Annotated in this window: 25 protein-coding genes and 2 tRNA genes; 13 read left to right on the top strand and 14 right to left on the bottom strand. The window is 33.8% G+C overall.

The genetic code is table 11. The features are described from left to right. Positions 1 to 27: 27 nt before the first annotated feature. Genes N4T20_RS08705 through rlmN form a run of 3 tightly spaced genes read right to left on the bottom strand, consistent with a single transcriptional unit; the run spans position 28 to position 2,496 of the window. A complete protein-coding gene (locus tag N4T20_RS08705; protein ID WP_260673091.1) occupies positions 28 to 951 on the bottom strand; it encodes an IS3 family transposase in 924 nt (307 codons plus the stop codon). Continuing rightward, complete coding sequence (locus N4T20_RS08700) at positions 861 to 1,394, bottom strand: helix-turn-helix domain-containing protein (protein WP_260671639.1); 534 nt, start codon at positions 1,392 to 1,394, stop codon at positions 861 to 863. The genes N4T20_RS08705 and N4T20_RS08700 overlap by 91 nt, the downstream gene beginning before the upstream one ends. A gap of 58 nt (positions 1,395 to 1,452) precedes the next feature. Next, positions 1,453 to 2,496 (bottom strand): 23S rRNA (adenine(2503)-C(2))-methyltransferase RlmN, encoded by a 1,044-nt coding sequence (gene rlmN, locus N4T20_RS08695; protein WP_260672644.1) that lies wholly within the window; start codon positions 2,494 to 2,496, stop codon positions 1,453 to 1,455. A gap of 360 nt (positions 2,497 to 2,856) precedes the next feature. Between rlmN and N4T20_RS08690 the strand changes: the two genes are divergently transcribed. The 7 genes from N4T20_RS08690 (at position 2,857) to N4T20_RS08660 (ending at position 8,501) form a co-directional block, all read left to right on the top strand. Next, on the top strand, positions 2,857 to 3,417 hold the full coding sequence (locus tag N4T20_RS08690) for a YceI family protein (protein WP_260672643.1): 561 nt from the start codon (positions 2,857 to 2,859) through the stop codon (positions 3,415 to 3,417). 290 nt (positions 3,418 to 3,707) lie between these two features. Then, on the top strand, positions 3,708 to 4,292 hold the full coding sequence (locus N4T20_RS08685) for a YceI family protein (RefSeq protein WP_260672642.1): 585 nt from the start codon (positions 3,708 to 3,710) through the stop codon (positions 4,290 to 4,292). 5 nt (positions 4,293 to 4,297) lie between these two features. Beyond that, entirely contained in the window at positions 4,298 to 5,689 is a 1,392-nt protein-coding gene (locus N4T20_RS08680; protein ID WP_260672641.1) for a hypothetical protein, read from the top strand. 6 nt (positions 5,690 to 5,695) lie between these two features. Beyond that, positions 5,696 to 6,247 carry a hypothetical protein gene (locus tag N4T20_RS08675; RefSeq protein WP_260672640.1) on the top strand — a complete coding sequence of 184 codons (552 nt, stop codon included), beginning with the start codon at positions 5,696 to 5,698 and terminating at the stop codon, positions 6,245 to 6,247. A 175-nt stretch (positions 6,248 to 6,422) separates the two neighbouring features. Then, the gene (locus tag N4T20_RS08670) at positions 6,423 to 6,821 is read left to right on the top strand and encodes a hypothetical protein (protein WP_260672639.1); all 399 of its coding nucleotides are present in this window, start codon (positions 6,423 to 6,425) and stop codon (positions 6,819 to 6,821) included. A 110-nt stretch (positions 6,822 to 6,931) separates the two neighbouring features. Beyond that, complete coding sequence (locus tag N4T20_RS08665) at positions 6,932 to 7,573, top strand: O-methyltransferase (protein ID WP_260672638.1); 642 nt, start codon at positions 6,932 to 6,934, stop codon at positions 7,571 to 7,573. A 208-nt stretch (positions 7,574 to 7,781) separates the two neighbouring features. Beyond that, positions 7,782 to 8,501 carry a phytanoyl-CoA dioxygenase family protein gene (locus N4T20_RS08660; protein WP_260672637.1) on the top strand — a complete coding sequence of 240 codons (720 nt, stop codon included), beginning with the start codon at positions 7,782 to 7,784 and terminating at the stop codon, positions 8,499 to 8,501. 280 nt (positions 8,502 to 8,781) lie between these two features. Here N4T20_RS08660 and N4T20_RS08655 read toward each other — a convergent pair whose 3' ends face one another. The 7 genes from N4T20_RS08655 to N4T20_RS08625 form a co-directional block, all read right to left on the bottom strand. Further along, the gene (locus tag N4T20_RS08655; RefSeq protein ID WP_260672636.1) at positions 8,782 to 9,345 is read right to left on the bottom strand and encodes a phosphatase PAP2 family protein; all 564 of its coding nucleotides are present in this window, start codon (positions 9,343 to 9,345) and stop codon (positions 8,782 to 8,784) included. After that, a complete protein-coding gene (locus N4T20_RS08650; protein ID WP_260672635.1) occupies positions 9,345 to 9,692 on the bottom strand; it encodes a twin-arginine translocase TatA/TatE family subunit in 348 nt (115 codons plus the stop codon). The genes N4T20_RS08655 and N4T20_RS08650 overlap by 1 nt, the downstream gene beginning before the upstream one ends. Positions 9,693 to 9,845: 153 nt before the next feature. Further along, a complete protein-coding gene (locus tag N4T20_RS08645; RefSeq protein ID WP_260672634.1) occupies positions 9,846 to 12,089 on the bottom strand; it encodes a M1 family metallopeptidase in 2,244 nt (747 codons plus the stop codon). Between the two features lie 66 nt (positions 12,090 to 12,155). After that, a complete protein-coding gene (locus N4T20_RS08640) occupies positions 12,156 to 12,662 on the bottom strand; it encodes a DUF6702 family protein (protein WP_260672633.1) in 507 nt (168 codons plus the stop codon). After that, on the bottom strand, positions 12,659 to 13,414 hold the full coding sequence (locus N4T20_RS08635; RefSeq protein WP_260672632.1) for a hypothetical protein: 756 nt from the start codon (positions 13,412 to 13,414) through the stop codon (positions 12,659 to 12,661). Before N4T20_RS08635 ends, N4T20_RS08640 begins: the two co-directional genes overlap by 4 nt. Then, a complete protein-coding gene (locus N4T20_RS08630) occupies positions 13,404 to 14,132 on the bottom strand; it encodes a carboxypeptidase-like regulatory domain-containing protein (RefSeq protein ID WP_260672631.1) in 729 nt (242 codons plus the stop codon). Before N4T20_RS08630 ends, N4T20_RS08635 begins: the two co-directional genes overlap by 11 nt. After that, the gene (locus N4T20_RS08625; RefSeq protein WP_260672630.1) at positions 14,119 to 14,886 is read right to left on the bottom strand and encodes a carboxypeptidase-like regulatory domain-containing protein; all 768 of its coding nucleotides are present in this window, start codon (positions 14,884 to 14,886) and stop codon (positions 14,119 to 14,121) included. Before N4T20_RS08625 ends, N4T20_RS08630 begins: the two co-directional genes overlap by 14 nt. A 164-nt stretch (positions 14,887 to 15,050) precedes the next feature. Between N4T20_RS08625 and pepE the strand changes: the two genes are divergently transcribed. Beyond that, positions 15,051 to 15,758, top strand: coding sequence for a dipeptidase PepE (gene pepE / locus N4T20_RS08620; RefSeq protein WP_260672629.1), 708 nt, complete (start codon positions 15,051 to 15,053; stop codon positions 15,756 to 15,758). Between the two features lie 138 nt (positions 15,759 to 15,896). Here the strand turns inward: pepE and N4T20_RS08615 are convergent. Further along, positions 15,897 to 15,969, bottom strand: a tRNA-Gly gene (locus N4T20_RS08615). A gap of 94 nt (positions 15,970 to 16,063) precedes the next feature. Further along, positions 16,064 to 16,136 (bottom strand) — tRNA-Gly (locus N4T20_RS08610). Positions 16,137 to 16,271: 135 nt separating this feature from the next. Between N4T20_RS08610 and N4T20_RS08605 the strand changes: the two genes are divergently transcribed. Together N4T20_RS08605 and N4T20_RS08600 are read left to right on the top strand one after the other, a co-directional pair. Further along, complete coding sequence (locus N4T20_RS08605; RefSeq protein ID WP_260672628.1) at positions 16,272 to 16,709, top strand: GNAT family N-acetyltransferase; 438 nt, start codon at positions 16,272 to 16,274, stop codon at positions 16,707 to 16,709. Position 16,710: 1 nt separating this feature from the next. Next, the gene (locus tag N4T20_RS08600; protein WP_260672627.1) at positions 16,711 to 18,294 is read left to right on the top strand and encodes a murein L,D-transpeptidase; all 1,584 of its coding nucleotides are present in this window, start codon (positions 16,711 to 16,713) and stop codon (positions 18,292 to 18,294) included. Here N4T20_RS08600 and N4T20_RS08595 read toward each other — a convergent pair. Then, positions 18,283 to 19,008: a murein L,D-transpeptidase catalytic domain family protein gene (locus N4T20_RS08595; RefSeq protein WP_260672626.1), complete on the bottom strand. Its 726-nt coding sequence runs from the start codon at positions 19,006 to 19,008 to the stop codon at positions 18,283 to 18,285. The two genes, N4T20_RS08600 and N4T20_RS08595, sit on opposite strands and share 12 nt — an antisense overlap. 459 nt (positions 19,009 to 19,467) lie before the next feature. On the opposite strand from N4T20_RS08595, the gene gpmI reads away from it, so the two are divergent. Continuing rightward, positions 19,468 to 20,985: a 2,3-bisphosphoglycerate-independent phosphoglycerate mutase gene (gene gpmI / locus N4T20_RS08590; protein ID WP_260672625.1), complete on the top strand. Its 1,518-nt coding sequence runs from the start codon at positions 19,468 to 19,470 to the stop codon at positions 20,983 to 20,985. A gap of 184 nt (positions 20,986 to 21,169) precedes the next feature. On the opposite strand, the gene N4T20_RS08585 is transcribed toward gpmI, so the two are convergent. Further along, positions 21,170 to 22,423, bottom strand: a complete 1,254-nt coding sequence (locus N4T20_RS08585; protein WP_260672624.1) for a DUF445 domain-containing protein — start codon at positions 22,421 to 22,423, stop codon at positions 21,170 to 21,172. Between the two features lie 236 nt (positions 22,424 to 22,659). On the opposite strand from N4T20_RS08585, the gene map reads away from it, so the two are divergent. After that, entirely contained in the window at positions 22,660 to 23,478 is an 819-nt protein-coding gene (gene map, locus N4T20_RS08580) for a type I methionyl aminopeptidase (RefSeq protein WP_260672623.1), read from the top strand. 133 nt (positions 23,479 to 23,611) lie between these two features. Continuing rightward, entirely contained in the window at positions 23,612 to 24,907 is a 1,296-nt protein-coding gene (locus N4T20_RS08575) for an ATP-binding protein (RefSeq protein ID WP_260672622.1), read from the top strand. Positions 24,908 to 24,930: the final 23 nt, after the last annotated feature.

Here is a 24,930-nt window from a genome sequence, read left to right as displayed (position 1 = left end):
CACCCAAAAGTTTAGACGAATTTATAATTAAATTTGATAATAATGAGCTCGATATTGTATCGGGCTCATTCCTTTTAGATTAAGTTTGATTCTTTCGTTATTATAATATTTTATATATTCTTCGATCTCTTTTTTTAATTGATTTACAGAGATGTATTTCTTAAGATAAAAGAGCTCTGATTTTAAAATTCCAAAGAAATTTTCGATCACTGCATTATCTAGGCAATTTCCTTTTCTGGACATACTTTGTTTGATTCCTTTCTCTTTAAGCAGCGATTGATACTTTTTCATTTGGTACTGCCAACCCTGATCTGAGTGCAATATCAGATTTGTATTTTTGGGTATCCTTCTAAAAGACTTTTTAAGCATGGCTGTTATTTGTTCAAAATGCGGCCTTTCAGATAATTCATAACTTATAATTTCTCCATTAAATAAATCAATAATCGGAGAAAGGTATAATTTGCTACCCGATACATTAAATTCCGTTATGTCAGTTGCCCATTTCTCATTAGGCCTGCAGGCCTTAAAGTTGCGCTGAAGCAAATTAGGAGCTATTTTTCCCTGGTCTCCTTTGTATGATTTGTATTTTTTGACGCGGATTAAACTTTTCAGTCCTAAAGCCTTCATCAATCTCAGTATTGTTTTATGATTAATTAAGATTCCTTTTTGTTTGATTAACAAAGTAATGCGCCTGTAGCCTAACCGCCCTTTGTGATGATTATAAATATCTTTGATTAACTGCTTTATTTCTTGATATTTATCTATTGCCTGCTTCTTTTTTTCATAGTAATAATAAGTGCTTCTAACCATGTCCATACAATTTAGCAAAACATCTAAATCGTATTTATGCCTTAATTCCATTATGGTTTGAGCCTTTTGTTTTGTTTGGCTTGTTCGGCTTGAACTAAGGCATTGAACTTTTTTAAAATTTCGTTCTCTGCTCGTAAATATTCCAGTTCCTTTAAAAGTTCTTCTTCTCGAGTTAAGGGCTGGTTTGTTTTGCGTGGTTTTCTTTTAAAATTCATAGCTGGAGTTCTGCCTTTGGGTTTAAGCTTCAAACCTTTTAAACCATCTCTTTTATATTCTTGCTGCCAACTAAGTATTGTGGATTTTGCAGGAATATTGAATGCTAAACAGGCTTTGCCCAAAGATAAGGCCTTATTGTCAATAGAATGCAATACTTTTAACTTAAAATTTAAGCTGTATTTTGTATTTCTTGATTTTGGAAGCAGTCCTTCACTGCCAAATTTCATATAGAAACTAATCCATCTTTTTAGGCTGGTGTTGGATATGTCATACTTTGAAGCAGTGGGCTCTAATCCTTTGTGATTTTTTAAAACTTCTTCTACACAGTGAAGTTTAAATTCATAATTGTACTTGACTTTTCTTTCCATAAAAATGCCCCCATATAGTGTCTAACTTTTTGGGGGCAGTTCAAAAGGAGTATTTTTTTTATGCTTCTTTATTAGCCAATTGCCCGCAGGCGGCGTCAATGTCTTTGCCTCGGCTTCTTCTCACTTTTACGACTACTCCAATATTTTCAAGCGCTTTTATGTACGCCATAATTGATTCTTCTGAAGCCTGCTGAAATTCGCCATCATCAATCGGATTATATTCGATCAAATTGACCTTGCACGGCACATATTTACAGAATTTAACCAATGCATCGACAGAAGCTTTATCATCGTTAATTCCTTTCCAAACCACATATTCGTAAGAAACCTTGCTTTTTGTTTTTCTATACCAATATTCTAATGCTTCTCGCAAATCTTTTAAAGGAAAATTTTTACTGAAGGGCATAATGCGCGCACGAGTTTCATCTATCGCAGAGTGCAAAGAAACTGCCAATTTGAACTTCACATCATCGTCTGCCATTTTCTTGATCATTTTCGGAATCCCCGAAGTCGAAACCATGATTCGTTTAGGAGACATTCCCAGTCCTTCTTCAGAAGTAATCATGTCTATTGCTTTAATGACATTATTGTAATTCATTAAAGGCTCTCCCATTCCCATGAAAACGATGTTTGAAAGCGGATGATTATAATACAGACGGCTTTCTTTATCGATTGCCAGAACCTGATCGTAGATTTCGCCAGGTTCTAGATTTCGCATTCTTTTTAATCTTGCTGTTGCACAGAAATTGCAATCTAAACTGCAGCCCACCTGACTAGAGACGCAGGCAGTAGTTCTTGTCTCTGTCGGAATCAAAACCGATTCAACCACAAGACCATCATGAAGGCGCACAGCATTTTTTACTGTTCCATCACTGCTTTTCTGCATTGTATCGACCTTAATGTGGTTGATTACAAAATTGTTTTCAAGCATAGACCTAGTAGTTTTTGCTACGTTTGTCATATCTTCAAAACTATGAGCACCTTTGCTCCATAACCACTCATAAACCTGATTTCCTCGAAAAGCTTTATCTCCATTTTCAACAAAAAAATCGCGAAGCTGTTCTTTTGATAAGGCTCTTATGTCTTTTTTCTCCATTTGCATACTGCAAAGTTAATCACTTTTGTCATTTTTTGCTTGGTTTTTACATTCATTCTTAGCTAAAGCTCAAAAAAAGCCAGTCAAAAATTAACACTGACATTTTTCACAGAAGAACACAACACATTAATAAGCAAACAGTTAAACCGTGTTTTTATTTTATAAAAATGAAGACCCAAGCAATAACAACGGGCAGTACCTTACTACTATACTAATTTAATAAAACTTTCGCCATGATTTTTATCATTTCTTTTTCTTCACGCGCGCGATAATTTTGGTCTAAGAAATCAGGATAGCTCTTCAATTTTTTAACACTAACTGAATTTAAGCTTCCTCATTTGAATGATTAACCTATACTTTATCAACATGAAAACAATTCAATCATTTTTTCTGACAATTATTTTTACAGCAATTTCATTACAGACAAATGCGCAAAGAAATTTTACTGTAGCTGCAAACTCCACTTTTGAAGTAGCAGGAACGTCTACAGTACACGATTGGGTAATGAAATCTACAGAAGGAACAGGAAATGCTACCTTAATAATCAAAGATTCTAAACTTGCCGGCATAAATAGCCTATCTATTTCCTTACTAGCCGAAAGTTTAAAAAGCTACAAAGCAAGCATGGATAAAGTGGCATATGAAGCAATGGATACTGAAACACATAAATACATTGAGTATGTTTTAAAATCTGCTGAAAAAGTTGATGAAACCACTTGGAACCTAACAGGCGTGTACACTATTGCAGGTGTAAGCAAAGAATACAAAACTCAGGTAAAAGTAACTTCAAGCAAAGGAAGCATTATTTTGCAGGGTTCTAATCAAATCACTTTTGGCGATTTTGAAATGACACCTCCTAAAGCGGCTATGGGAGTTGTAAAGGCAGGAAAAGACTTAACTGTAATTTTCAATATTATTCTTAGCTAAATAATTTCACTCATAATGTTAAAAATGGTATCCTTTTTAAGTCTTTCAATTTTTAACCAAATGTTAAAATTATCAATTTAATAAAATTCACCCCCTTTATTATCGATTGCTCAAAAAATGAAAACGTTGTAGTTATTAAATACCAATTTAATAAAATTTTAACAATGACTTTTATCATGCACTAAACTGATTTATAGACAGATCTTTGGTACAAGTTAAAACAACATTATACACTTAAAGATAGAATTGGCCGAGTTTATCTACTTTTTTAAAATCAAATCACAATAAAAATGAAAACCAATAAAATGAAAACCAATAAAATGAAATTATTCGCCCTTGTTATAGCAATTTTCGGAATCACATCATTTGCATCAGCACAAAAATCATATGCCTTAGATAATAAACCAACTTTCTCTGTCGCGGGTACTTCTACGCTTCACGATTGGGAAATGAAATCGGCTTCTGGAACTGGAACAGCAACTTTAAACATTGCTAACGGAAAACTAACTGACATTGAAGCTTTGACTGTAACGCTTTTGGCTGAAAGTGTTAAAAGCGAGAAAAAAAGCATGGATAAAGTGGCTTATGAAACTTTGAAAACAGATAAAAACAAAAACATTAAATATGTTCTTAAATCTGCTGAAAAAGTAAATGAAACAACTTGGGAACTTACAGGAACCTACACTATTGCTGGAGTTAGCAAAGTTTACAAAACTTCTGTAAAAACAACGGTTACAAAAGACGGATTAAACCTTCAGGGAACTAATAAAATCACTTTTACCGATTTTGGAATGAAGGCACCAACAGCAATGCTTGGAACAATAAAAACAGGTCAAGACCTGACAATAAAATTCAATTTAAACTTTAATTTATAAACGCCATGAAGAAAATTTATATTCTATTCGTCACATTAATCAGCACATTTGCTGTTCAGGCGCAGGTAAGCTTTGGACATATCCAAAATCAAATTCCAAGAGACCAGAGAGGCATCAATCAATTTGATGTAAAAAAAGATACCGTTGCTTATAAAGGTCTAAGTGTAGACATCGGCGCTGCATTTGCACTTCAATTTCAAGCTGTAAATTCGTTTAATGACCAAAAGGATTTAGCTACAGCACCCGGCTATAGATTAAATAATCTATCTAACAATTTTAACCTTCCAAATGCCAACTTCACTATTGGAGCTCAGTTATATGATGGGGTTCGCGTAAATTTAGATGTCTATTTGGCATCTAGGCACCATAACGAAACTTGGGTAAAAGGCGGTTATTTGCAAATTGACAAATTAGATTTCATTAAAAAAGATTTCTTAGCCGATTTCATGAAATATGCTACCATTAAAATTGGTCAGATGGAGAACAACTATGGTGATGCCCACTTTAGAAGATCTGATAACGGAAATGCTCTTATGAACCCTTTTGTTGGAAACAATATCATGGATGCCTTCATCACCGAAATGGGAGCTGAACTTTACTATAACAGATCAGGTTTTGTGAGTATGATTGGAATTACAAACTCTAAACTAAACCAAAAAGTAGACGAATATGTTGTTACGCCTGCTACACCTGCAAAACCAGATCAGAATACAACCATCAGCCCTACAATTCTTGCTAAATTAGGATGGGACAAACAAATTAATGAAGATTTAAGAATTAGATTAACAGGTTCTTATTACCACACAGCAAATTCTAGCGGAAATCTTTACGCTTCAGATAGAGCCGGAAGCCGTTTTTATGGTGTAATGACTCACGCTGATTATAATATTATCAATCCTGCTACTGGAGCTGTAGTCAGTACCGTTGCAAACAATTTTGATCCAACTGCAAACAAAGACACAGGAAGATTTAACCCTGGATATGGAAACTGGGCAACTTCATACATGATAAATCCATTTATCAAATATAAAGGTCTTGAATTTTTCGGAACATTAGAATTTACTTCTGGAGGCGATTACAAGGGAACTGATGATACACGAAAAGTAAATCAGTACGTAGGAGATATTGTGTACCGTTTTGGCCAAAATGAAAGATTCTATGTAGGCGGTAAATACAACCTAGTTGATGGAAAACTAGCAAATGCTAATACTCAAAACATTCAGATCAACAGATTTGAAGCTGCAGCTGGATGGTTTATGACTAAAAATATTCTAGCAAAATTAGAATACGTTGATCAAAATTATAAAAACTTCGCTCAATTTAATGGAGCAGTTCCAAATGACCTTTACGGTGGAGACTTCAAAGGAATGATGTTCGAAGCGGTAATCACATTCTAACACAAAATGTTAAACAGAATACAAATATTAATTATGGGTTTAGTCGTTTTCTTTTTCTTAGGAAGTGCTAAACCCACTTTTTTTACAGACGATACAGCTGTACCTATAAATAAAATAAAAATTGAGATCACAGGCCTATCAACCGTTGGCAAATACAATTGTTCTAACATCTTTACCATTAAAGATACTGTTTATGTAAATTCTGCTAAAAAAAACACTTTTAATACCGATATTAAAATGTCGAACTTTGATTGTGGCAACAAAATAATGACGAAAGATTTACAAGGAACAGTAAAAGCAAAAAAATTCCCAAACAGCACGGTCTCTATATGCGACATAAAACCAATGGGGAAAAATTACAAATGCAGACTAAATTTTTTCATAACCGATAAAACGCTCAAGTACAAAGATTTTATACTATACAATACCGAAGATAAAATTCAAGGAACACTTAGTTTAAAATTCTCCGATATTGAGCTGGAGCCGCCTGTAAAGATGGCTGGATTAATTAAAGTTAAAGATGACATTGTAATTAATTTCAGCCTCTATAAAAACTAGTCTTTCCCTCTAAAAAAAATAATGCAAGCAACATAATTTTTAAATTTTGGCACGAGAATTGTCTTGCTCTCAAAAGAAAAATAATCTTACAAAGAGCTCAATCATTTTAAAATTTGTACTTTTATTTTTCAGCCATTTAACCTTTAAGTTTTATCAACCTAAAAAAAATGAAATTATGAAAAAACAAATTTTAAGTTTAGCTGTTATTGCCTTGTTGGCATTTGCTGTTCAATCATGCGAGAAAAAAGAAAACAAAACTGCAGAAGATGAATTAACGCTTGGAAACAAAGTTGATTCTTTAACAACAGATATCAAAGAAGTAAAAGACAGTGCAGTCAGCAAAGCTGAAAATGCTGCAGCTAAAGCTAAAGATGCTACAGAAAATGCAGCTCAAGACGTAAAAGATGCAACTAAAAAAGCAGCTGATGATGTTGAGAATGCCGCTAAAAAAACAGCAACTGACGTAAAAGATGCGACTAAAAAAGGCGCTGAAAAAGTAGAAAATGCTGCAAAAGCCGCGAAAGACGGAACGGTAAAAACAGCAAAAGATGTAAATGAAGCTTTGAAAAAATAAATTTCATTCTAACTCAACCAGAAACCATTCGTTTTGCGAATGGTTTTTTTATGCCAAATCGCAAGCAGATATTTTTGTATTTTTGTCTTCAAATTACAAGATACTACACCATGCATTTTATCTCTCAAGAATTAGAAGATTATATCGAACAGCATTCTGAAAATGAACCAGAATTATTAGCAAAACTGAACAAAGAAACCTACCAAAAAATACTTCTGCCAAGAATGCTAAGCGGTCATTTTCAAGGCCGTGTTTTAAGTATGCTTTCAAAATTGATTCGTCCAGTCAACATTCTTGAAATTGGAACCTACACTGGGTATGCAGCTTTGTGCCTGTGCGAAGGAATGCAAGAAAGCGGACAATTGCACACAATTGACATTAAAGAAGAACTGGTAGATTTTCAGCGAAAATATTTTGATGCATCTCCTTGGGGAAAACAGATTTTTCAACATTTAGGAGAGGCCGTTAATATCATCCCAGATTTAGACATAAAATTTGATTTGGTTTTTATTGATGCTGACAAAGAAAACTACTTGAATTACTGGGAAATGATTGTGCCAAAAATGAATAAAGGCGGCATCATTTTATCAGATAATGTGTTGTGGAGCGGAAAAATTCTAGAACCAGTTCATCCAAATGATGTTAGCACAAAAGTGCTTTTAGAATACAATCAGCTTTTAAAAGACGACCCTAGAGTAGAGACTGTTTTACTGCCAATTCGCGATGGATTGACAGTTTCGAGAGTATTGTAAAATTTAGCTTCTAAGGTTCTGAGATACTGAGATGCTAAGCTTTTAAGCTGAAAACACACTATTGACTTGCCTCCAGCTTTAGCTGGAGGAGCATAATTTAGTTTCAAAGGCTTTAGCCAAAATACTTCGCAATATTTGGCTAAAGCCTTTTCTTTTCAATCCTATTTTACCTCCAGCTAAAGCTGTAGGCAATTCAACAATTACTAAGATGAATTATAGTGCCGAAATAAACTCTGCAGGTTTTGCAATAATAAATAATGTTTTTACAGAAAATGAAATTGAAAATCTAATTTCGTTGATTGAAAACAAAACTGTGAATAATCAAGAAAATGCTACTTTCAGAAAGTCTCAAGATTTATTTGCAATTAGACAATTTCATAAAGAAGCACCAGAAACTCTTCCTTTCATTTTTAATAAAAAACTACAAGACATTATAGAATCTACTTTCGGCAAGGGCTTCTTTATAACGAAATCTATTTATTTTGATAAACCCGAAAAATCAAATTGGTTTGTAGCTTATCATCAGGATTTAACTATTTCTGTAGATCAAAAAATTGAAGTAGAAAATTTTGAAAACTGGACTGTAAAACAAAATCAATTTGCAGTGCAGCCGCCTACAGAGATATTAGAAAATAATTTCACAGTCAGAATTCATATTGACAAAACCACTAAAGATAATGGAGCTTTAAAAGTAATCCATAATTCACATTCTAAAGGAATTTTGAGAATTGAAAATCTTGATTTCGAAAAAGAAAAAGAAACAATTTGCGAAGTCGAAAAAGGCGGCATTATGATTATGAAGCCTTTATTATTTCACGCATCAAATAAAACAACGAACAACGAACGCAGAAGAGTCATTCATATTGAATTTAGCAAACAGCCACTGCCGAAAGGGTTGGAATGGAGTGAAAAAACGATTATTAACTAAGGTGCTGAGTTGCTAAGGTTCTGAGATACCGAGATACTGAGTTGCTAAGTTTTTAAGTTTTTTAAATAGAAAACACACTATTGACTTGCCTCCAGCTTTAGCTGGAAGAGCATAATTTAGTTTCAAAAGCTTTAGCCAAAATACTTCGCAATATTTTGGCTAAAGCCTTTTGTTTTACTCCATAAAAAAACCTCCAGCTTTAGCTGGAGGCAATTATAAAAATAATATATTTTCAGTTTGAAAGCTTAGAAACTCAGCAGCTTAGAAGCTTAAAAAAAATCTATCCCGGGAAATACTGCGGTTTCAGCTTTCTGTAAACTAAATACAATAAAAATCCGAAGAGGGCACCAAAGAAATATCCTGTAAGGATGTCGCCTGGAAAATGCAGTCCTAAATAAATTCTACTGTAAGCAAAAATTAAAGGCCACAGAAATATGAAGCCGAAATATTTAAAGTAACGTTTTAAAATTAGATATAAAAAAGTTGCAACCGCCATTGTATTGGCTGCGTGTCCAGAGAAGAAACTAAACGATTTTCTAACCTGAACCACTCGAATAATTGAGTTTACTTCAGGATCATTGCATGGTCGCAAACGCTGAAAAGTATGTTTGAATAAATTACAAGTCTGATCTGTAAAAGCAATCAGAACTGCAATAAAAAGCAGTAAATACAAAGTTTGTTTCCCTCCTATTTTTTTATAAATAAGATAGAATAGCAATAAGAAAAATGGCGTCCAATACAGCTGGTTGGTAATAATAAGCCACAACTTATCATATGTCTCAGAACCTAATCCGTTAAGAAATATTAAAAGATCTTTATCTAATTCCTGTATTTTTTCAAGCATTACATTTGGCGTTTTATAGGTCCTGAAAGAGTGTCAATATCTTCTTTTACTTTTTCGATTTCAGTGGCAGTATCTCCTAAAAGATTTCCTGTATCTCCAAGCAAATTTGATTTTGCATTATTAATTTCTGCATTGATATTTCCGGTAATATCGTTCAGAGATTTTGTGTCAAGGCCATTAGCCTCAGCTCCTTTCTGAATTTCACTTTTAATATCATTGGTTGCATTTTTTAATTGAGCCATAGCTTTTCCCATTGTACGCGCGATTTCCGGCACTTTATCTGAACCAAAAAGCATTAGTACTATAAACAGTATAAAAACTAATTCTCCTCCTCCTATACCAAACATAACTTTTAATTTTGTTGTCGCAAAGATATTAAATTTTGCAGCTTAGAGTTTTAAAATTAACTTAAAAAGTCCTTGAAAATGCATTTAATTAAAATAAAAAAGCTCATCAAGCATTTGGAAACCTGATGAGCTTTTTTTAAGTTTTTAATTTATTTAGTCAAATTTTGACTTTGCTTCTACTTTTGGCCAAGAGTTATTAGTTACATCAATATCTGCCGTTAACAATTGAGGGTCAATCTGAATGCTCTTAATTGCTTTTGTTGTAGCATACACTTTTCTTGCCGTTTCATTACTTTTTCTCCAGATTTGCGCTGGGTATTTGTAACTATCTTTAGAACCATCTTCGTAAGTAATCTCAACCAATATAGGCATAATCATTCCGCCTGGCTTATTAAATTCTACTTCGTAGAAATATTTAGGAGATTTAATGCTCGCTTTTTCTTCAGCAGTAAAAGTCTGGTCTACATAATCTGCTAAAGGTTTGAAATCTTCTACTTTTAAAGCTTTTTTCTTAGAATCGCTTACTTCTGCATTATCTCCAGACACTAGGTAAACAAAAGGTCCCTTTTCGTATCCGAAACGTCCTTTTCTAACTTTTACATCTTTTATATCTGCCGTTGGAGTATCTGAAACGTAATATTGTTTTACTTCTTTAATTCCGATATCAACAAAATCTGTTGAGTAGAACCAACCTCTCCAGAACCAATCTAAATCTACAGCCGAAGCATCTTCCATTGTTCTAAAGAAATCTTCTGGGGTCGGATGTTTAAACTTCCATCTGTTAGCATATGTTTTGAATGCATGATCGAATAATTCTCTTCCCATAACCACCTCTCTTAAAATATTAAGACCTGTAGCTGGTTTTCCGTACGCATTGTTTCCAAATTGGTGAATTGTTTCAGAGTTTGACATAATTGGCTCTAAAAACTTCTGGTCACCGCTCATGTAAGGCACAATATTTTTTGCAGGCCCTCTCCTTGAAGGAAAAGTCGGATCTAATTCCTGCTCAGCTAAATATTCTAAAAATGAATTCAAACCTTCATCCATCCAAGTCCATTGACGCTCATCTGAATTTACAATCATTGGAAAGAAGTTATGTCCCACTTCGTGGATAACAACTCCAATCATTCCATTTTTAACTTCTCTGCTGGTTACGCCATTTTCGTCTGGACGTCCATAATTCCAGCAGATCATAGGATATTCCATTCCTTGGTCTTCTGCAGAAACAGAAACCGCTTTAGGATAAGGATAATCAAAAGTATGTGCAGAATAGCTTTTCAAAGTATGGGCAACTGTCATAGTAGAAGTCTCTCCCCAAAGCGGATTTGCTTCTTTTGGATAAACAGATTCTGCCATTACCACTTTGTTATTCAATTTTACAGCCATTGCATCGTAAATGAATTTTCTTGAAGAAGCAATTCCAAAATCACGAACATTCTTAGCACTGAATTTCCAAGTTTTCTTCTTTTCAGAAAAGCCTTTTTCGGCAGCTTCTGCTTCTGCCTGCGTTACAATAACCACAGGTTTATCAAATGACTTCTGTGCTTGCTCGTATCTTTTTACTTGTTCTGGAGTAAATACTTCGCTTCTGTTCATTAATTCTCCTGTTGCATCAATCACGTGATCTGCAGGAACAGTAATGTTTACATCAAAGTTTCCAAAAGGAAGAGCAAACTCACCGCTGCCCCAGAACTGCATATTTTGCCATCCTTCAACATCATTGTAAACCGCCATTCTTGGGTAGAACTGTGCGATTACATATAATTTATTGCCATCTTTCTCAAATAATTCATATCCTGAACGGCCGCCTTCTTTTCTATAGTTGTTGATATTGTACCACCATTTGATTGAGAATGATATTTTTTCTCCTGGTTTTAAAGGCGAAGTCAGATTAATACGCATCATAGTTTCGTTGATCGTATATGACATGGCGCTTCCCTTAGCATCTCTAACTTGTTCAATATTAAAACCGCGCTCTAAATCTTTTTTCAGATATTTAGAAGAAAAGCCTTCAAGCGGCAATACCTGACTAATTTTGTCGCTTTCCGCCAAAGAAGTCTGCGTATTTGCTTTTGCTTGATTTTGATCTAACTGCACCCATAAATACTCCAAACTATCTGGCGAATTATTAGTGTAGGTGATTGTTTCAGATCCGCTTAACCTTGAATTTTTATCATCCAATTCAACATCGATTTTATAATCTGCCTGCTGTTGGTAGTAAGCTGGCCCTGGAGCTCCAGAAGCCGTACGAAACATATTTGGTGTAGCCAGCAAATCGTACATCTGGCTAAACTTATTGGTATCGTATTTTCCCTGTTGTTTTGCAGGAGCGGTTGTTGCTTTGTCTTGCGCTACTAAAATTGCAGGAAAAAGTAGTAAAAATGAAAGTTTTTTCATAAATTCTTAATGGTAATTTCTTTAGGCTGTGAAAATAATAATTAAAATATTAATTTTACCAACACATTAATATTTTAACAATTCGTTCCTTGAAGATTCTGTAAAAAGAACACTTCTTTTTGTATCAAATGCTGAAATATGTGTAATGTTTTGCTGCTCTGAATTCCAATCAACCAAAATCGTATTTGAAATCTCAAGTGTTTTAAATTTATCAACGTCCTTAATTCTGGAGTAACAAACCAAAACATCATCAGCTTCAACTTCTTTAGATAAAAAAGTTATGGCTTTTGACTGCCCATTAACTTTAATCGAAAAATGCTCAGAAAGGTATTTTTTTAATAATTCAATATCTGCCGGAGTTTCTTTGCTTGTGCCAACAAATGTTTTCTTGTGATATTTTTTCTCCATGGCATTATTCAAATCATCAATAAAAATGCGGGAAGTAATCTGCAGCATTTTCTTTTCTGCTGCATAATTTACCTGAAAAACACCTACATAAAATTTATGAAAAGTAAATGCTGAAGACAACACAAACAGAACTCCCAGCAAAGAATAAACTAACTTTTTTTTCATTTTTGAACAGCCTCAGCTTTCTTAAAATCTTTATTCTTATTAATCATAAAATCCATTAGCTGAAACTTTTGGTCTGGGTCTACCAATTGCTTAGAACGCGGATCGTTTGAGCAATACATTAGAAAAAGCTCTACTTCATCGGCTTTAAGATTAAGTGTTTTAGCATAAAAATCTTTGGTGAAATTGTCTTTCGCATATTCGACAAAAGCAATATCGGTAATTTCTTCTTCTTTAACCTCTTCTTTTTTACTTAAAAGCTTTTTGACATCTTTAAAGATTCGAACAAAATCAGTCCCATATTTTATAGTCTGATCTGATAGCATTGCCGTATTTTTTGCAGTAGACTGCTTATCATCTTCAAACTGCATATCCACAATTCCTTGCGAACCGCCTTGCAGTGATTTTACTTTTAATTCTTTGTGAACAACAACTTCTTTAAGCTGATTGTTAACCAAATCTAATTTTACCTTCAAAAGCACCTCAGCACAATCTTTTTCAGTTAAAACTATTTTTTTTGACTGAAATGTCAGTCCAGAAAACAGCAAAGTGTCTTTTGGCTGCGCCATAATATCAAACAATCCGCCAGAACCAATAAATGTTCTAACATTTGCATTGATATTCATTACATAACCGCTTTCTATGGCCAAAAAATCATTTATTATCTGACCGTGCAATGGTTTCCTAAAACCGTTTTGTCCTAATACAAATTGACAAAATAAGCAGACAACGAGTACTCCTAGTTTATTTTTCATTTTCGAGAATTGTTAGATATTTTCTTGCTAGATCTGTGATTAAAAACATACTCATTGTTTTGTTTTTAGTATTCAAAGATACAGCAAAATCAGCATCATCTACACAAAATAATTGAAATCCTTTTATATCATCTACAGGAATTTTCAATCGATCTGTATAATAGTTCTCTTCAAAAAGATACTCAAGCTTGCTAAAAAGAATTTCTTTTTTCTCTACATTCATTTCTTTTTTCAGCATCGCCGTTCTTCCAGAAATCTTATTCAACAGCTTATCAATCGATGTTGAAGTTGCGGTGTAAACCTTTCGTTCTGCAGGCGTATATTTTTTTTGTCCATAAGGAATTATTCCAAGATTTTCGGCAGTTATATTAGCATTTTCATTAACGACAACTTCTTTCAATTCGACTTCTTTGGCTGTCATTTTTACAACCAGAGAACTCTTAGCCAAATCTTCTGAGGTTACCCTAAGCTTAACAGGGTCTAAGTTTACAGCAGAAAAAACCAAAACATCTCCTTCTCTCGCCGCAATCGAAAAATTTCCGTCAGAATCTGAAACCGCAGTCACTTGAGTGGCGTTATTTATAATATTCACTCCTTCAACAGGACTAGATTGCTCCTGCACTTTTCCTGTCAAAAGCTTAACATCTGTTTTTTGCCCAAAGCCAATCTGAACAAAAAAAAGAAAAATAATAATTGATATAATTCTACTTACTCTCACTAGCAATCATTTCTTTATATTTTACAGCCAATTCTCCTAAAAGAAATTCTGTAGAAGTTTTATTTTTAGAATTCAAAATGGCCGTAAACTTATCGTTCTCTATCGCATAATACTCAAACCCTTTCACATAATCGGCTGGAATTTTTAATCGGTCAATAAAATGGTCCAGACTAAACATATTTTCCAAAAGCTTCATAAAAAACTCCTTTTTTTCTACAGCAACCTCTTTTTTAAGCATAGCTGTTCTTCCTGAGAAAAAATTTAGCAATGGATCTGCAGATATAGAACCGCCAGCCATTGTTCCCGCACTTGCTGTAGGATTTAGCGCGGTCGCGGTCTGCAATTTACGCTCTGCAGCGGTGTATTTCTTCTGTCCCATCGGAATTACACCCAAACTTTCAGCATTAATATTATCGTACCGTCTCACAACAACTTCCTGCAATTGATACATTATCATAGTAAGGTTGACGGCAAAATTAAGGTTTGAAAAATCTTCCTGTTTCAGCAAAACTCTTTTTTCCTTAAAACTTATTGAGGAGAAAACCAGAACATCATCTGCCTTTGCCAAAATCGAAAAAGATCCAGATGCATTTGTTGTTACAGTTTCTTCAGTTTGTGCATTGATCACATGAATACCCTCTAAATCTGAGGCATTTGAAACCACTTTCCCGTTAAAAACAGAACGTTCTTGGTTTTGTGACCAGCAAACCTGCCCGGCTACAACAATTAAAAAACAGGTAATTTTCTGAAACAAAATAAAATAATTTAAAAATATTCTTAAAACGGTAAAAATATCTTAAGTCTTTCCAAATTTAATATTAATGACTTGGTAAAAATATGTTAATTAAAACCCTAAAAATTTAGACAAAAACAGAGTTTTTAATATCTTTAACAAACAAAATTTGAGTTTAGAAAATCATGAAAAGCATTATTATTGCAAGCACTTCCACTTTACACGGAGGCAACTATTTAGAATATATTTTACCTACTTTAAAAACACATTTTAAAAACTGCAAAACCATCTTGTTCGTTCCGTATGCGCGCCCCGGCGGAATTTCGCATGACGAGTACACCAAAAAAGCTGCTGAAGCCTTTGCCACAATCAACATTGGCATCAAAGGAATTCATGAATTTGAAAACCCGCAGGATGCCGTAAAAAATGCTGAAGGAATTTTTACGGGAGGCGGCAATACTTTTTTATTAGTTACCCAACTTTATAAAAACAACATCATGCAACTGCTTTCTGAAACCGTAAAAAACGGCACTCCTTATTTAGGATCGAGTGCAGGAAGCAACATCTGCGGCTTGTCAATGCAGACTACCAACGATATGCCTATTATTTATCCTCCAAGTTTTCAGACTCTAGGATTAATCCCATTTAACTTAAATGCACACTATCTAGATGCCGACTTACAATCTAAACATATGGGAGAAACTCGCGAAACGAGAATCAAAGAATTTCACGTCTTTAATTCTATTCCAGTTTTAGGTTTAAGAGAAGGAAGCTGGCTAGAAGTTAAAGGAGAAAAAATTACTTTGAAAGGAGATTTGAAAGCTCGCTTGTTCAGACAAAACCAAGACCAAGTAGAATTAGAAACAGAAAGCGACTTAAGCGATATAAAGTAAAAATTCAATATTTTAAGTTCCAAATTCCAAAATTTAAAACGAGTAAGCGCAAAATTGGAATTTGGAATTTAAACTATTAAGGCTTTACATTTTAGTGCAAAACAAAAAAGCCTCAAACAATGTTTGAGGCTTTTGAAGAGCGAAAGACGAGGCTCGAACTCGCGACAACCAGCTTGGAAGGCTGGAGCTCTACCAACTGAGCTACTTTCGCATTAACCGGGTGCAAATTTAAAAAATTTAATCTTTAAAAAAAATAAAAATCAAAAATTTTATTTTCACTTAAGTAAAACGTGTTTACTTTTTAGAGCGAAAGACGAGGCTCGAACTCGCGACAACCAGCTTGGAAGGCTGGAGCTCTACCAACTGAGCTACTTTCGCATTGGTTGTGCAAATATAGAAAGAAAGTTCAGTTAAAAACAAGCTTTTGGGCAAAAAAAATCAATAAAAATCAACATTTTTTTATAACTTATTTAAAATTAAAAAGTTATAAAATCAATATTTTTTCAAAAAATCATGATTACAATCAGAGAAATTTCACCAAAGGAAACTTATGCCGTTCGCCAACCTGTTTTAAGAAAGAGCAAACCTATCGAAAGTTGCGTCTTTGAAGGCGACGATTTAGAATCCACACATCATTTCGGTTTATTTGATGATAAAAAATTAATAGGAATTATTTCGCTATTTGAAAAAATCAATCCTATATTTGCCGCTCAAAATCAAGCTCAGATTCGAGGGATGGCTGTTTTAGAAACCCATCAGAAAAAAGGATTCGGAGAGGCTTTGGTAAGACATTGCGAGGCTTATTGCAATGAAAACCAAATAGACTTAATTTGGTTCAATGCTAGAACTGCCGCTATAGCCTTTTATCAGAAAATGAACTATCAATCTGTAGGCGAAGCATTTGAAATTAAAGATGTTGGCGAACACTATTTGATGTTTAAAAATTTATAAAATGAAAAAACTTTACTCTTTAGTAGTAATATGCCTTTTTTGGGGATGCAAAAAAGAAGACCCAAAACCTGCACCTATTGTCAAAAAAAAGGTGCCGGCAATTATACTTACTGATGAGAGAACTGTCGAAATAGACACAGCATTAATAGGAATTTATAAAAGCGAAACCTTAAAGCAGTTTTACGCTGCATCTGTAAATCAAACTGTATGGGGAAATCTCAAAAAGAGAACTTTTGTTTTATCGCAATTAGAAAAATCTGAAGAACTAGGCTTAGAACCAGAAGATTATAAAATCTCTCAATTAAAAAAGTTTGAAAATAGAGTCGCTTCTTTAAACGATAAAGATTTGGCTACTTATGATATTTTGCTGACTTATAATTTTGAAAAATACCTAAACCATCTGTATAAAGGAAAATTAGATCCTAGAAAATTATATGGCAATTGGGATTTGGAAGAAAAAACATTTGATGTAAATGCTGTTTTGATTAAAGGCTTCAACAAAAACAAATTAGACAGTATTGTCGAAAATATTCAGCCTAAAACCCAAACCTATAAAGAACTGCTAAAAGCATTAGAAATCATCAATACTTTTCCAGATGACAATATAAAGACTATTGAGGCTGCTGATAAAATTGTTTTAAACGACACCAATCCTGCCCTAATCAACATCAAAAAAAGGCTTTTGTACTGGAATGATATGACAGGAAAAGACAGTCTTACGCAGATTTACAATCAGAAAACTTTTGAAGCGGTTAAAAGATTCCAAGAAAGGCATGGTTTGGCTTCGGACGGAGTTATCGGAACAGGAACTGTCCGCGCTTTAAATTATTCTAAAGAAAACAGAAAGAAACAGATAATTGTCAATTTGGAACGCTGGAGATGGTATCCATCAGAGTTGGCAGAAAACTATTTTATCATCAATATTCCTGATTATAGCTTAAATGTTGTCGAAAATAAAGACACTACCCTAGTCAGAAATATTGTAGTAGGAACCAGCAAAAGAAGAACACCTATTATTACTTCGTTCTTAAAAACAGTTGTTTTTAACCCAACTTGGACTGTTCCACCAACTATCTTAAAAGAAGATGTGGTTCCTGCAATGAAAAGAAACCGAAATTATCTAGCCAATAAGAATATCACTATTTACGATACGGCTGGAAAGGTAGTGTCTCCGATGGCATGGAATGAAAATAAACCGAACAACTATCGTTATGTACAAAGCCCAGGCTATGACAATTCGCTGGGATTAATGAAAATTTTGTTCCCAAATCATCATAGCGTTTATCTGCATGATACCAATCACCGCAACATCTTTGGCCGCAGCAATCGTTCTATGAGTTCGGGATGCGTGCGTGTTGAAAATCCGCTTGAGCTTGCGCAACACATTTTAGATGTTGACGGAAACTGGCCTCAAGATCGAATTGACACGATCATTGCAAGTAAAAAAACCATGAGTTTTAAGATTAGCAAAAAATATGCTTTGTATCAATGGTACTGGACCGCATGGAGCAAAAAAAATCAGCTCCTTTTTAGAGCTGATATTTATGATTTAGATTCGGATTTATATGCCAAATTAAGAAATTAACCTCTCCTCCATCGCAAAACTTCTTGACGGATGGTAGATGTATAAACACGATTTGTCTTTTATTAATTGAATGATTTCGTTTGTCAATTCAACTGGAACAGCAGGACAGCCTTGACTTCTGCCTAATCTTTTATGATTTCTGATGAAAGACTCGGATACGTAATCTGCTCCGTGCATTACAACACCTCTTTCGCGGGCATTGTCATTTACGCCATTTTCTAAACCATCCAAACGCAAAGAAGCACCATGCTTGCCTTGATAAATTTCACCTGTTGCATAAAAACCTAAACTGCTTTTAAATGATGAATTAAGATTTGAAAATGCTGAAGCAAACTCTTCTCCAGTATTTCTGCCATGAGCGACAAGCGAATTAAAGAGAATTGTATTGCTAGCCAAATCAATCACCCACAAACGTTTGGTGTTTGATGACAAACTGAAATCAATCAGCGTCAGGATATCTTTCTTGATCACTCCTCTTTCCTTCAACAAATAAAATCCTTTTAAAGCTTCAGAAAAAGTTTTAAGCTCCGGCATTTTAAAGTTGTTTGAATTTAAAGCGTTATAAACGCTCTCGATTTTAGAATCAACTGTAACTTTTTCGACTTTAGCAATCGCCTTTACAGTCTCATTTTTTTTAAGATGGGCTGTGTTTTTTGAATCTTTTCCAAAAGACAATAGCAAAAACACCAATAACGGATAAATTTTGTAAATCATTGAATTTCTTTAGGTTAAACAAAAATTTGGGTATCGCAAAAGTATAAAAAAATCATTCCTTGCAAAATACAAGCCTGATTTTCAAGGCTTTTTTGCTTAAACTTTAACATTATTAACATAATTTTGCTTTTTCTGTAAGATTTTATCTTACAGGGAAATTCATATCATTTTATCCTCTTTCTTAAAAAATGTAGAACAAGTCCAAATCTTAAAATTTTAGACTCTACTTAAAGAAGCTTTAAAAACAGCTTTTCTATTGGCACAAAATACTTTATTGGCTATAATGCTGTCAAAAATAAAGTCAGAAAAAGAGCTTGGCGTGAATTAATTTTAAAAAATAAAGGCTTCTTCAATTAAATCAATATTTTTTTTTACACTTCATTTTATTAAACATAAATGTAACATCCGTCAGGTTTCAAACTTTATAAATGCCTTATATTTGTAGAAAACAAAAATGCAATGAACAAAAAAGTTATCCTTATGATTTTAGATGGTTGGGGAAAATCTCCTGACCCTAAAGTATCTGCAATAGACAATGCAAATGTTCCTTTTATAAACAGTCTTTATAAAAATTACCCAAGCGCACAACTTAGAACCGACGGATTAAATGTTGGTCTTCCGGAAGGGCAAATGGGAAATAGCGAAGTTGGACACATGAATCTTGGTGCAGGAAGAATTGTATACCAAGATTTAGCCAAAATAAATTTAGCCGTAGAGCACAAAACTTTAGCAAAAGAGCAAGTTCTTATTAACGCTTTTACTTATGCTAAAGACAACAATAAAAAAGTACACTTTTTAGGATTAGTTTCAGATGGCGGTGTTCACTCGCATACGTCACACCTTCGAGGATTAATTGACGCTTCTCAAGAATACGGTTTAGATCAGGTTTATATTCATGCTTTTACAGATGGGCGCGATGTTGACCCAAAATCTGGAGCAAAATACATTCACGATTTAGAAGATTACATTAAAGATACTCCAGTAAAAATCGCTTCTATCGTTGGACGTTATTACGCAATGGATCGCGACAAACGTTGGGAACGCGTAAAATTAGCTTATGACCTTGTTGTAAACGGTGTTGGAACTCCATCAACAAATGCTGTTGCAAGTGTTTTGTCAAGCTATGAAAAAGATGTTACCGACGAATTTATCGAACCAGTTGTTATCGTTGACGATAATGCAAAACCTCTTGCCACTATTGTTGAAGGCGATGTTGTAATCTTCTTTAACTTTAGAACTGACAGAGGACGCGAACTTACCGAAGCGCTTTCGCAACAGGATTTCCACGAGCAGAATATGCATAAACTAAACTTATATTATGTAACATTGACAAACTACGACGAAACGTATCAAAACGTAAAAGTAGTTTACAATAAAGATAATATCACTGAGACGCTTGGTGAAGTTTTAGAAAAAGCGGGCAAAAAACAAATCAGAATTGCTGAAACTGAAAAATATCCGCACGTAACTTTCTTTTTCTCTGGAGGTAGAGAAACTCCTTTTGAAGGCGAATCAAGAATCTTGAGAAATTCTCCAAAAGTGGCCACTTACGATTTAAAACCAGAAATGAGCGCTTACGAATTGGCTGATGCCCTTGTTCCTGAATTAAACAAAGGTGAAGTTGATTTTGTTTGTCTAAACTTCGCAAATGGAGATATGGTTGGACATACTGGAATTATGGAAGCTGCAATTAAAGCTTGTGAAGCTGTAGATGCTTGTGCAAAACAAGTTATCGAAGCTGCTCTTGCTAACAATTATACTACAATCGTAATTGCCGATCACGGAAACTGCGAAACGATGATTAATCCTGATGGTTCTCCAAATACGGCTCACACCACAAACCCAGTGCCGATCATTTTGGTGGATAAAGAATTGAAAAACATTCAAAATGGTGTTTTAGGCGATATTGCCCCAACTATTTTAGAATTAATGGGAGTACAGCAGCCAAATGCAATGACTTGTCATTCACTTCTATAATTATCACCATATAAGTTATATAAGTTCATTAAAAACAGATCTCAAAAAAAGAGGCAAATTTCAACATTTGCCTCTTTTTTGTTTTAAGTCTTGTATGCCAGCCTGAGTGAAGTCGAAGGCGCGTGCAGTAGAGATCACAGGCTTCCGCTCAGGGTGGCAATCGTATAATTTGAAATGTTTTTTATCAAAAAATAAAATAATGATAAATCTGCTCAACGCCATAAATCACGAGCCCGATAACGCCACCAACCAAAGTCCCATTGATTCTTATATATTGAAGATCTTTCCCAATTTCTAGTTCTAGTTTCTCTGAAACCTCTTTCCCGTCCCAACTTTTAACAGTTGACGAAATCAAATCTCCAATTACTTTTTTATTGTTCAAAAGCATTGATAATAGATCATTTTTAATAAATCCGTTGATTTTATCAATCATCACGGCATCTTCCTTAATACCGTTACCGAAAGTCTGAATTAAATCTGCAATATTATTTTTTATTGACGAATCATCTCCGCGGCTTAAATCGTTGGTAATGGAAAGTTTAATTTCGTCCCAAATTCCATTAATGTAATCCTGAACCTCTTTTCTCCCTACAAAACCCAAAATCATATCATTGATTTTGATTCTCATTTCTTCAGAGTTTTTGACTTTTTCCAAGAAATTAAAAATATACTCATCAATTTTTAAACGCACAGCGCTTTCTGGCTTTTTAGCTTCGTTCAGAAAATCCTGCAAACCATTAAAAACACCTTCTGTAATGCTTTTATCAGCCAATCCAAAGCTTAAAAGCGGAGTAGATGCTTTTACTTTCTGTCTGATCAGATCTTTATTATTAGTCAATTCACTGCTCATTACTTCAAGAAGATTCGTCAGCATCTGATTTTTTAAGTTTCCTTTTTGTAAAGGTTCTAATGCCAATGCTACCCATTCTCCAAAATTTATTCCTTCAATTTTTTCCTTAAACTGAACTTGAATAAATCGCTTCACATCTTCATCTTTAATAGTCCTTAGAATTCCGGGTATGACACTTACTGCAACCGCATTGGCAATTTTATTCGCATTTTCTCCCTTCGAAAGCCATTCTGAAGCCTTAGTTGCAAAATTGAATTCGTCCAATTTAATTTCTAATTTTTCGCGGTCGAGAAATTCCTCAGAAACAAAATTTCCTAGGTTCTCCCCAATTTCATTTTTCTTAGTCGGAATAATTGCCGTATGCCAAATTGGAATTCCCATCGGGTGACGAAAAAGCGCCACAACAGCAAACCAATCGGCAATTCCGCCAACCATTGCCGCCTCGCTAAAAGCTTGAAGCATTGGAATTTTAAAATAAATGGCAATTATAAAAAGAAGCACCGCAAAACCCAAAAGCGACAAAGCTGTTGCTTTCATTTTCTTTAATGCCTTTACTTTAGCTATATCTTGATCAGTTGAAATTTCCATAATTATAAACATTTGCACTACTAATTTATGGCTTTTTTCTGAAAGCCTCACGAGTTATTAGCCACGAATTCACGAATTACACCAAAACTTCACCTTTAAATTCTTTATCAATGAAGTTTGTGAAATTCGATTTCTTAGATTTTTATTTAAGATAATTCGTGAATTCGTGGCGAAAAAAAATTACATAAAAAAATGAGATAAAAATTGTACTTTTGCCAACTGAAAATGGGAAAAATATGATTATCCAGAAAACTAGAGAGGAAATCGAATTAATGCGCGAAAGTGCTTTAATCGTATCAAAAACATTAGGAATGATTGCTTCTGAAATTAAAGAAGGAGTTACAACATTATATCTTGACAAATTGGCCGAAGAATTTATTCGTGATCACGGTGCAGTTCCAAGTTTCCTTGGATTGTATGATTTTCCGAATTCGCTTTGCATGAGCCCAAACGCTCAAGTTGTTCACGGTATTCCTAATAATGTTCCTCTTAAAAACGGTGATGTTATTTCGGTTGACTGCGGGGCTTTTAAAAATGGTTTCCACGGAGATCACGCTTACAGTTTCGAAATCGGAGAAGTTGCTCCTGAAGTTAAAAAACTTTTGCGCGTAACTAAAGAATCTCTTTACGTTGGAATTAGAGAATTTAAAGCTGGAAATCGCGTAGAAGATGTCGGAAATGCGATTCAAAAATATACTGAAGCTCACGGTTACGGTGTTGTTCGTGAATTGGTTGGACATGGTGTCGGGCAAAAAATGCACGAAGAGCCAGAAATGCCAAACTACGGAAAACGCGGACGCGGAAAACTTTTTGTTGAAGGAATGGTTGTCGCAATCGAACCTATGATCAATATGGGAACCAGAAATATCAAACAGCTTAAAGACGGCTGGACAATCTTGACCGCTGACGGAAAACCAAGTGCGCATTTCGAACACGATGTTGCTTTAGTTGATGGAAAACCAGAATTGTTATCGACTTTCCAATACATCTATAAAGCTCTTGGAATCGAGAGTAACGAAGAAGATGAATTCAGACAAGTTCCCCTTGTAGTGTAATGTTTATTCCACAGAGATTCACAAAGATATACGCCAAGATTATTAAAATAATATATTAGCCAAAATAATTTTATAACTTAGTATAGAAATTATTTATTAAGTTTAAACCTAACTACTTTATAAAAAGTATCTAATGAAAATTAAACTCCAAAATATTGGAATTATTGAAGAAGCTGACATCAATATTGAGGGAATTACTCTCATTGCCGGTCAAAATGATTCTGGAAAAAGTACCGTCGGTAAAGTTTTATATGCATTAATTAGAGGCGTAAATGGCGACGAAATATCGCATAATGCAAATAAAATCCGATTTGTTTATGACAAAACTAGAGATATTCGAAATCTTTTGTCAAGAACTACTACAACGAATGAAAATGACCAAAATATTCAAAATAAATTTATTTCAGAATTTCTAGAGAAATTAGAAATAAGACCTTCTTTGTTACATTCAAAAAAAGATGTTGAAATTATTAATTCTATAAATAATGCATTGGATGCTGTACTTAACTTATACGATAATTATTCCAACCAACAGATTAAGGAAAAACTTTCTGAATTCATAAATGATTTTAATCATAGAACTTCAATTTCTTTTGATTCTACAGAAGCACTACATTATAGATTAGAATCTTTTTTAAAAAATGAATTTGGCAATCAAATATCCAATTCATTCAATAAAAGTGACTCTTTTATTAAAATTGGAGGAATTGAAGAAAAAAGTATTTATTTCAAAGATAAAATTGAATTCTTAGGACTTGAAAACAGTTCTTCTTTCTATTACGATGAAGTCATTTTTATCGAATCACCATTAAGACTAACGCAAACTTATTTCGTTCGTTTTAATGAAATTATAGACAAGAATGATCATTTAAATAAACTAATATTTTTAAGAGAAAATGAATTGAGTATTTTCTCTGATGATAGTAGCAAAAATAACAATTTACTATCTATGATATCAAAAGTCATAAATGGTGATTTTAATATTGATTCATTAGACGAAATAGTTTTTACAAAAAATGCTACAGAATTCGAATTTGGAAATATTGCTACTGGAATAAAAAGTTTTGGAATTCTGCAATTACTTTTACAAAAAGGGAAATTAAATTCAAACACTTTATTAATTATTGATGAACCTGAAGTTCATTTACATCCAACTTGGCAAGTTAAATTTGCTGAAATTTTAGTTTTATTATCTAAGGAATTAGCCATTCCAATTTTATTGACATCACACAGTCCATACTTCATTGAAGCTTTGGAAGCATATTCTAAAAAATATCAATATGAAAAATCAACAAATTTTTATTTTGCAGAAAAAAAAGAAAATGGATTATGCTCAAAAATAATTGATGTCACAAAAAACATATCCCCGATTTTAAGTTCCATTTCCGAAGCTTTTTATACAATTCAAGACCTGAATGATGAGAATTAATGACATTGAACAATTTTTGAAGA

The sequence above is a fragment of the Flavobacterium sp. TR2 genome (assembly GCF_025252405.1).
Taxonomy (GTDB): domain Bacteria; phylum Bacteroidota; class Bacteroidia; order Flavobacteriales; family Flavobacteriaceae; genus Flavobacterium.
This window is presented reverse-complemented; position numbering and strand designations above follow the sequence as displayed.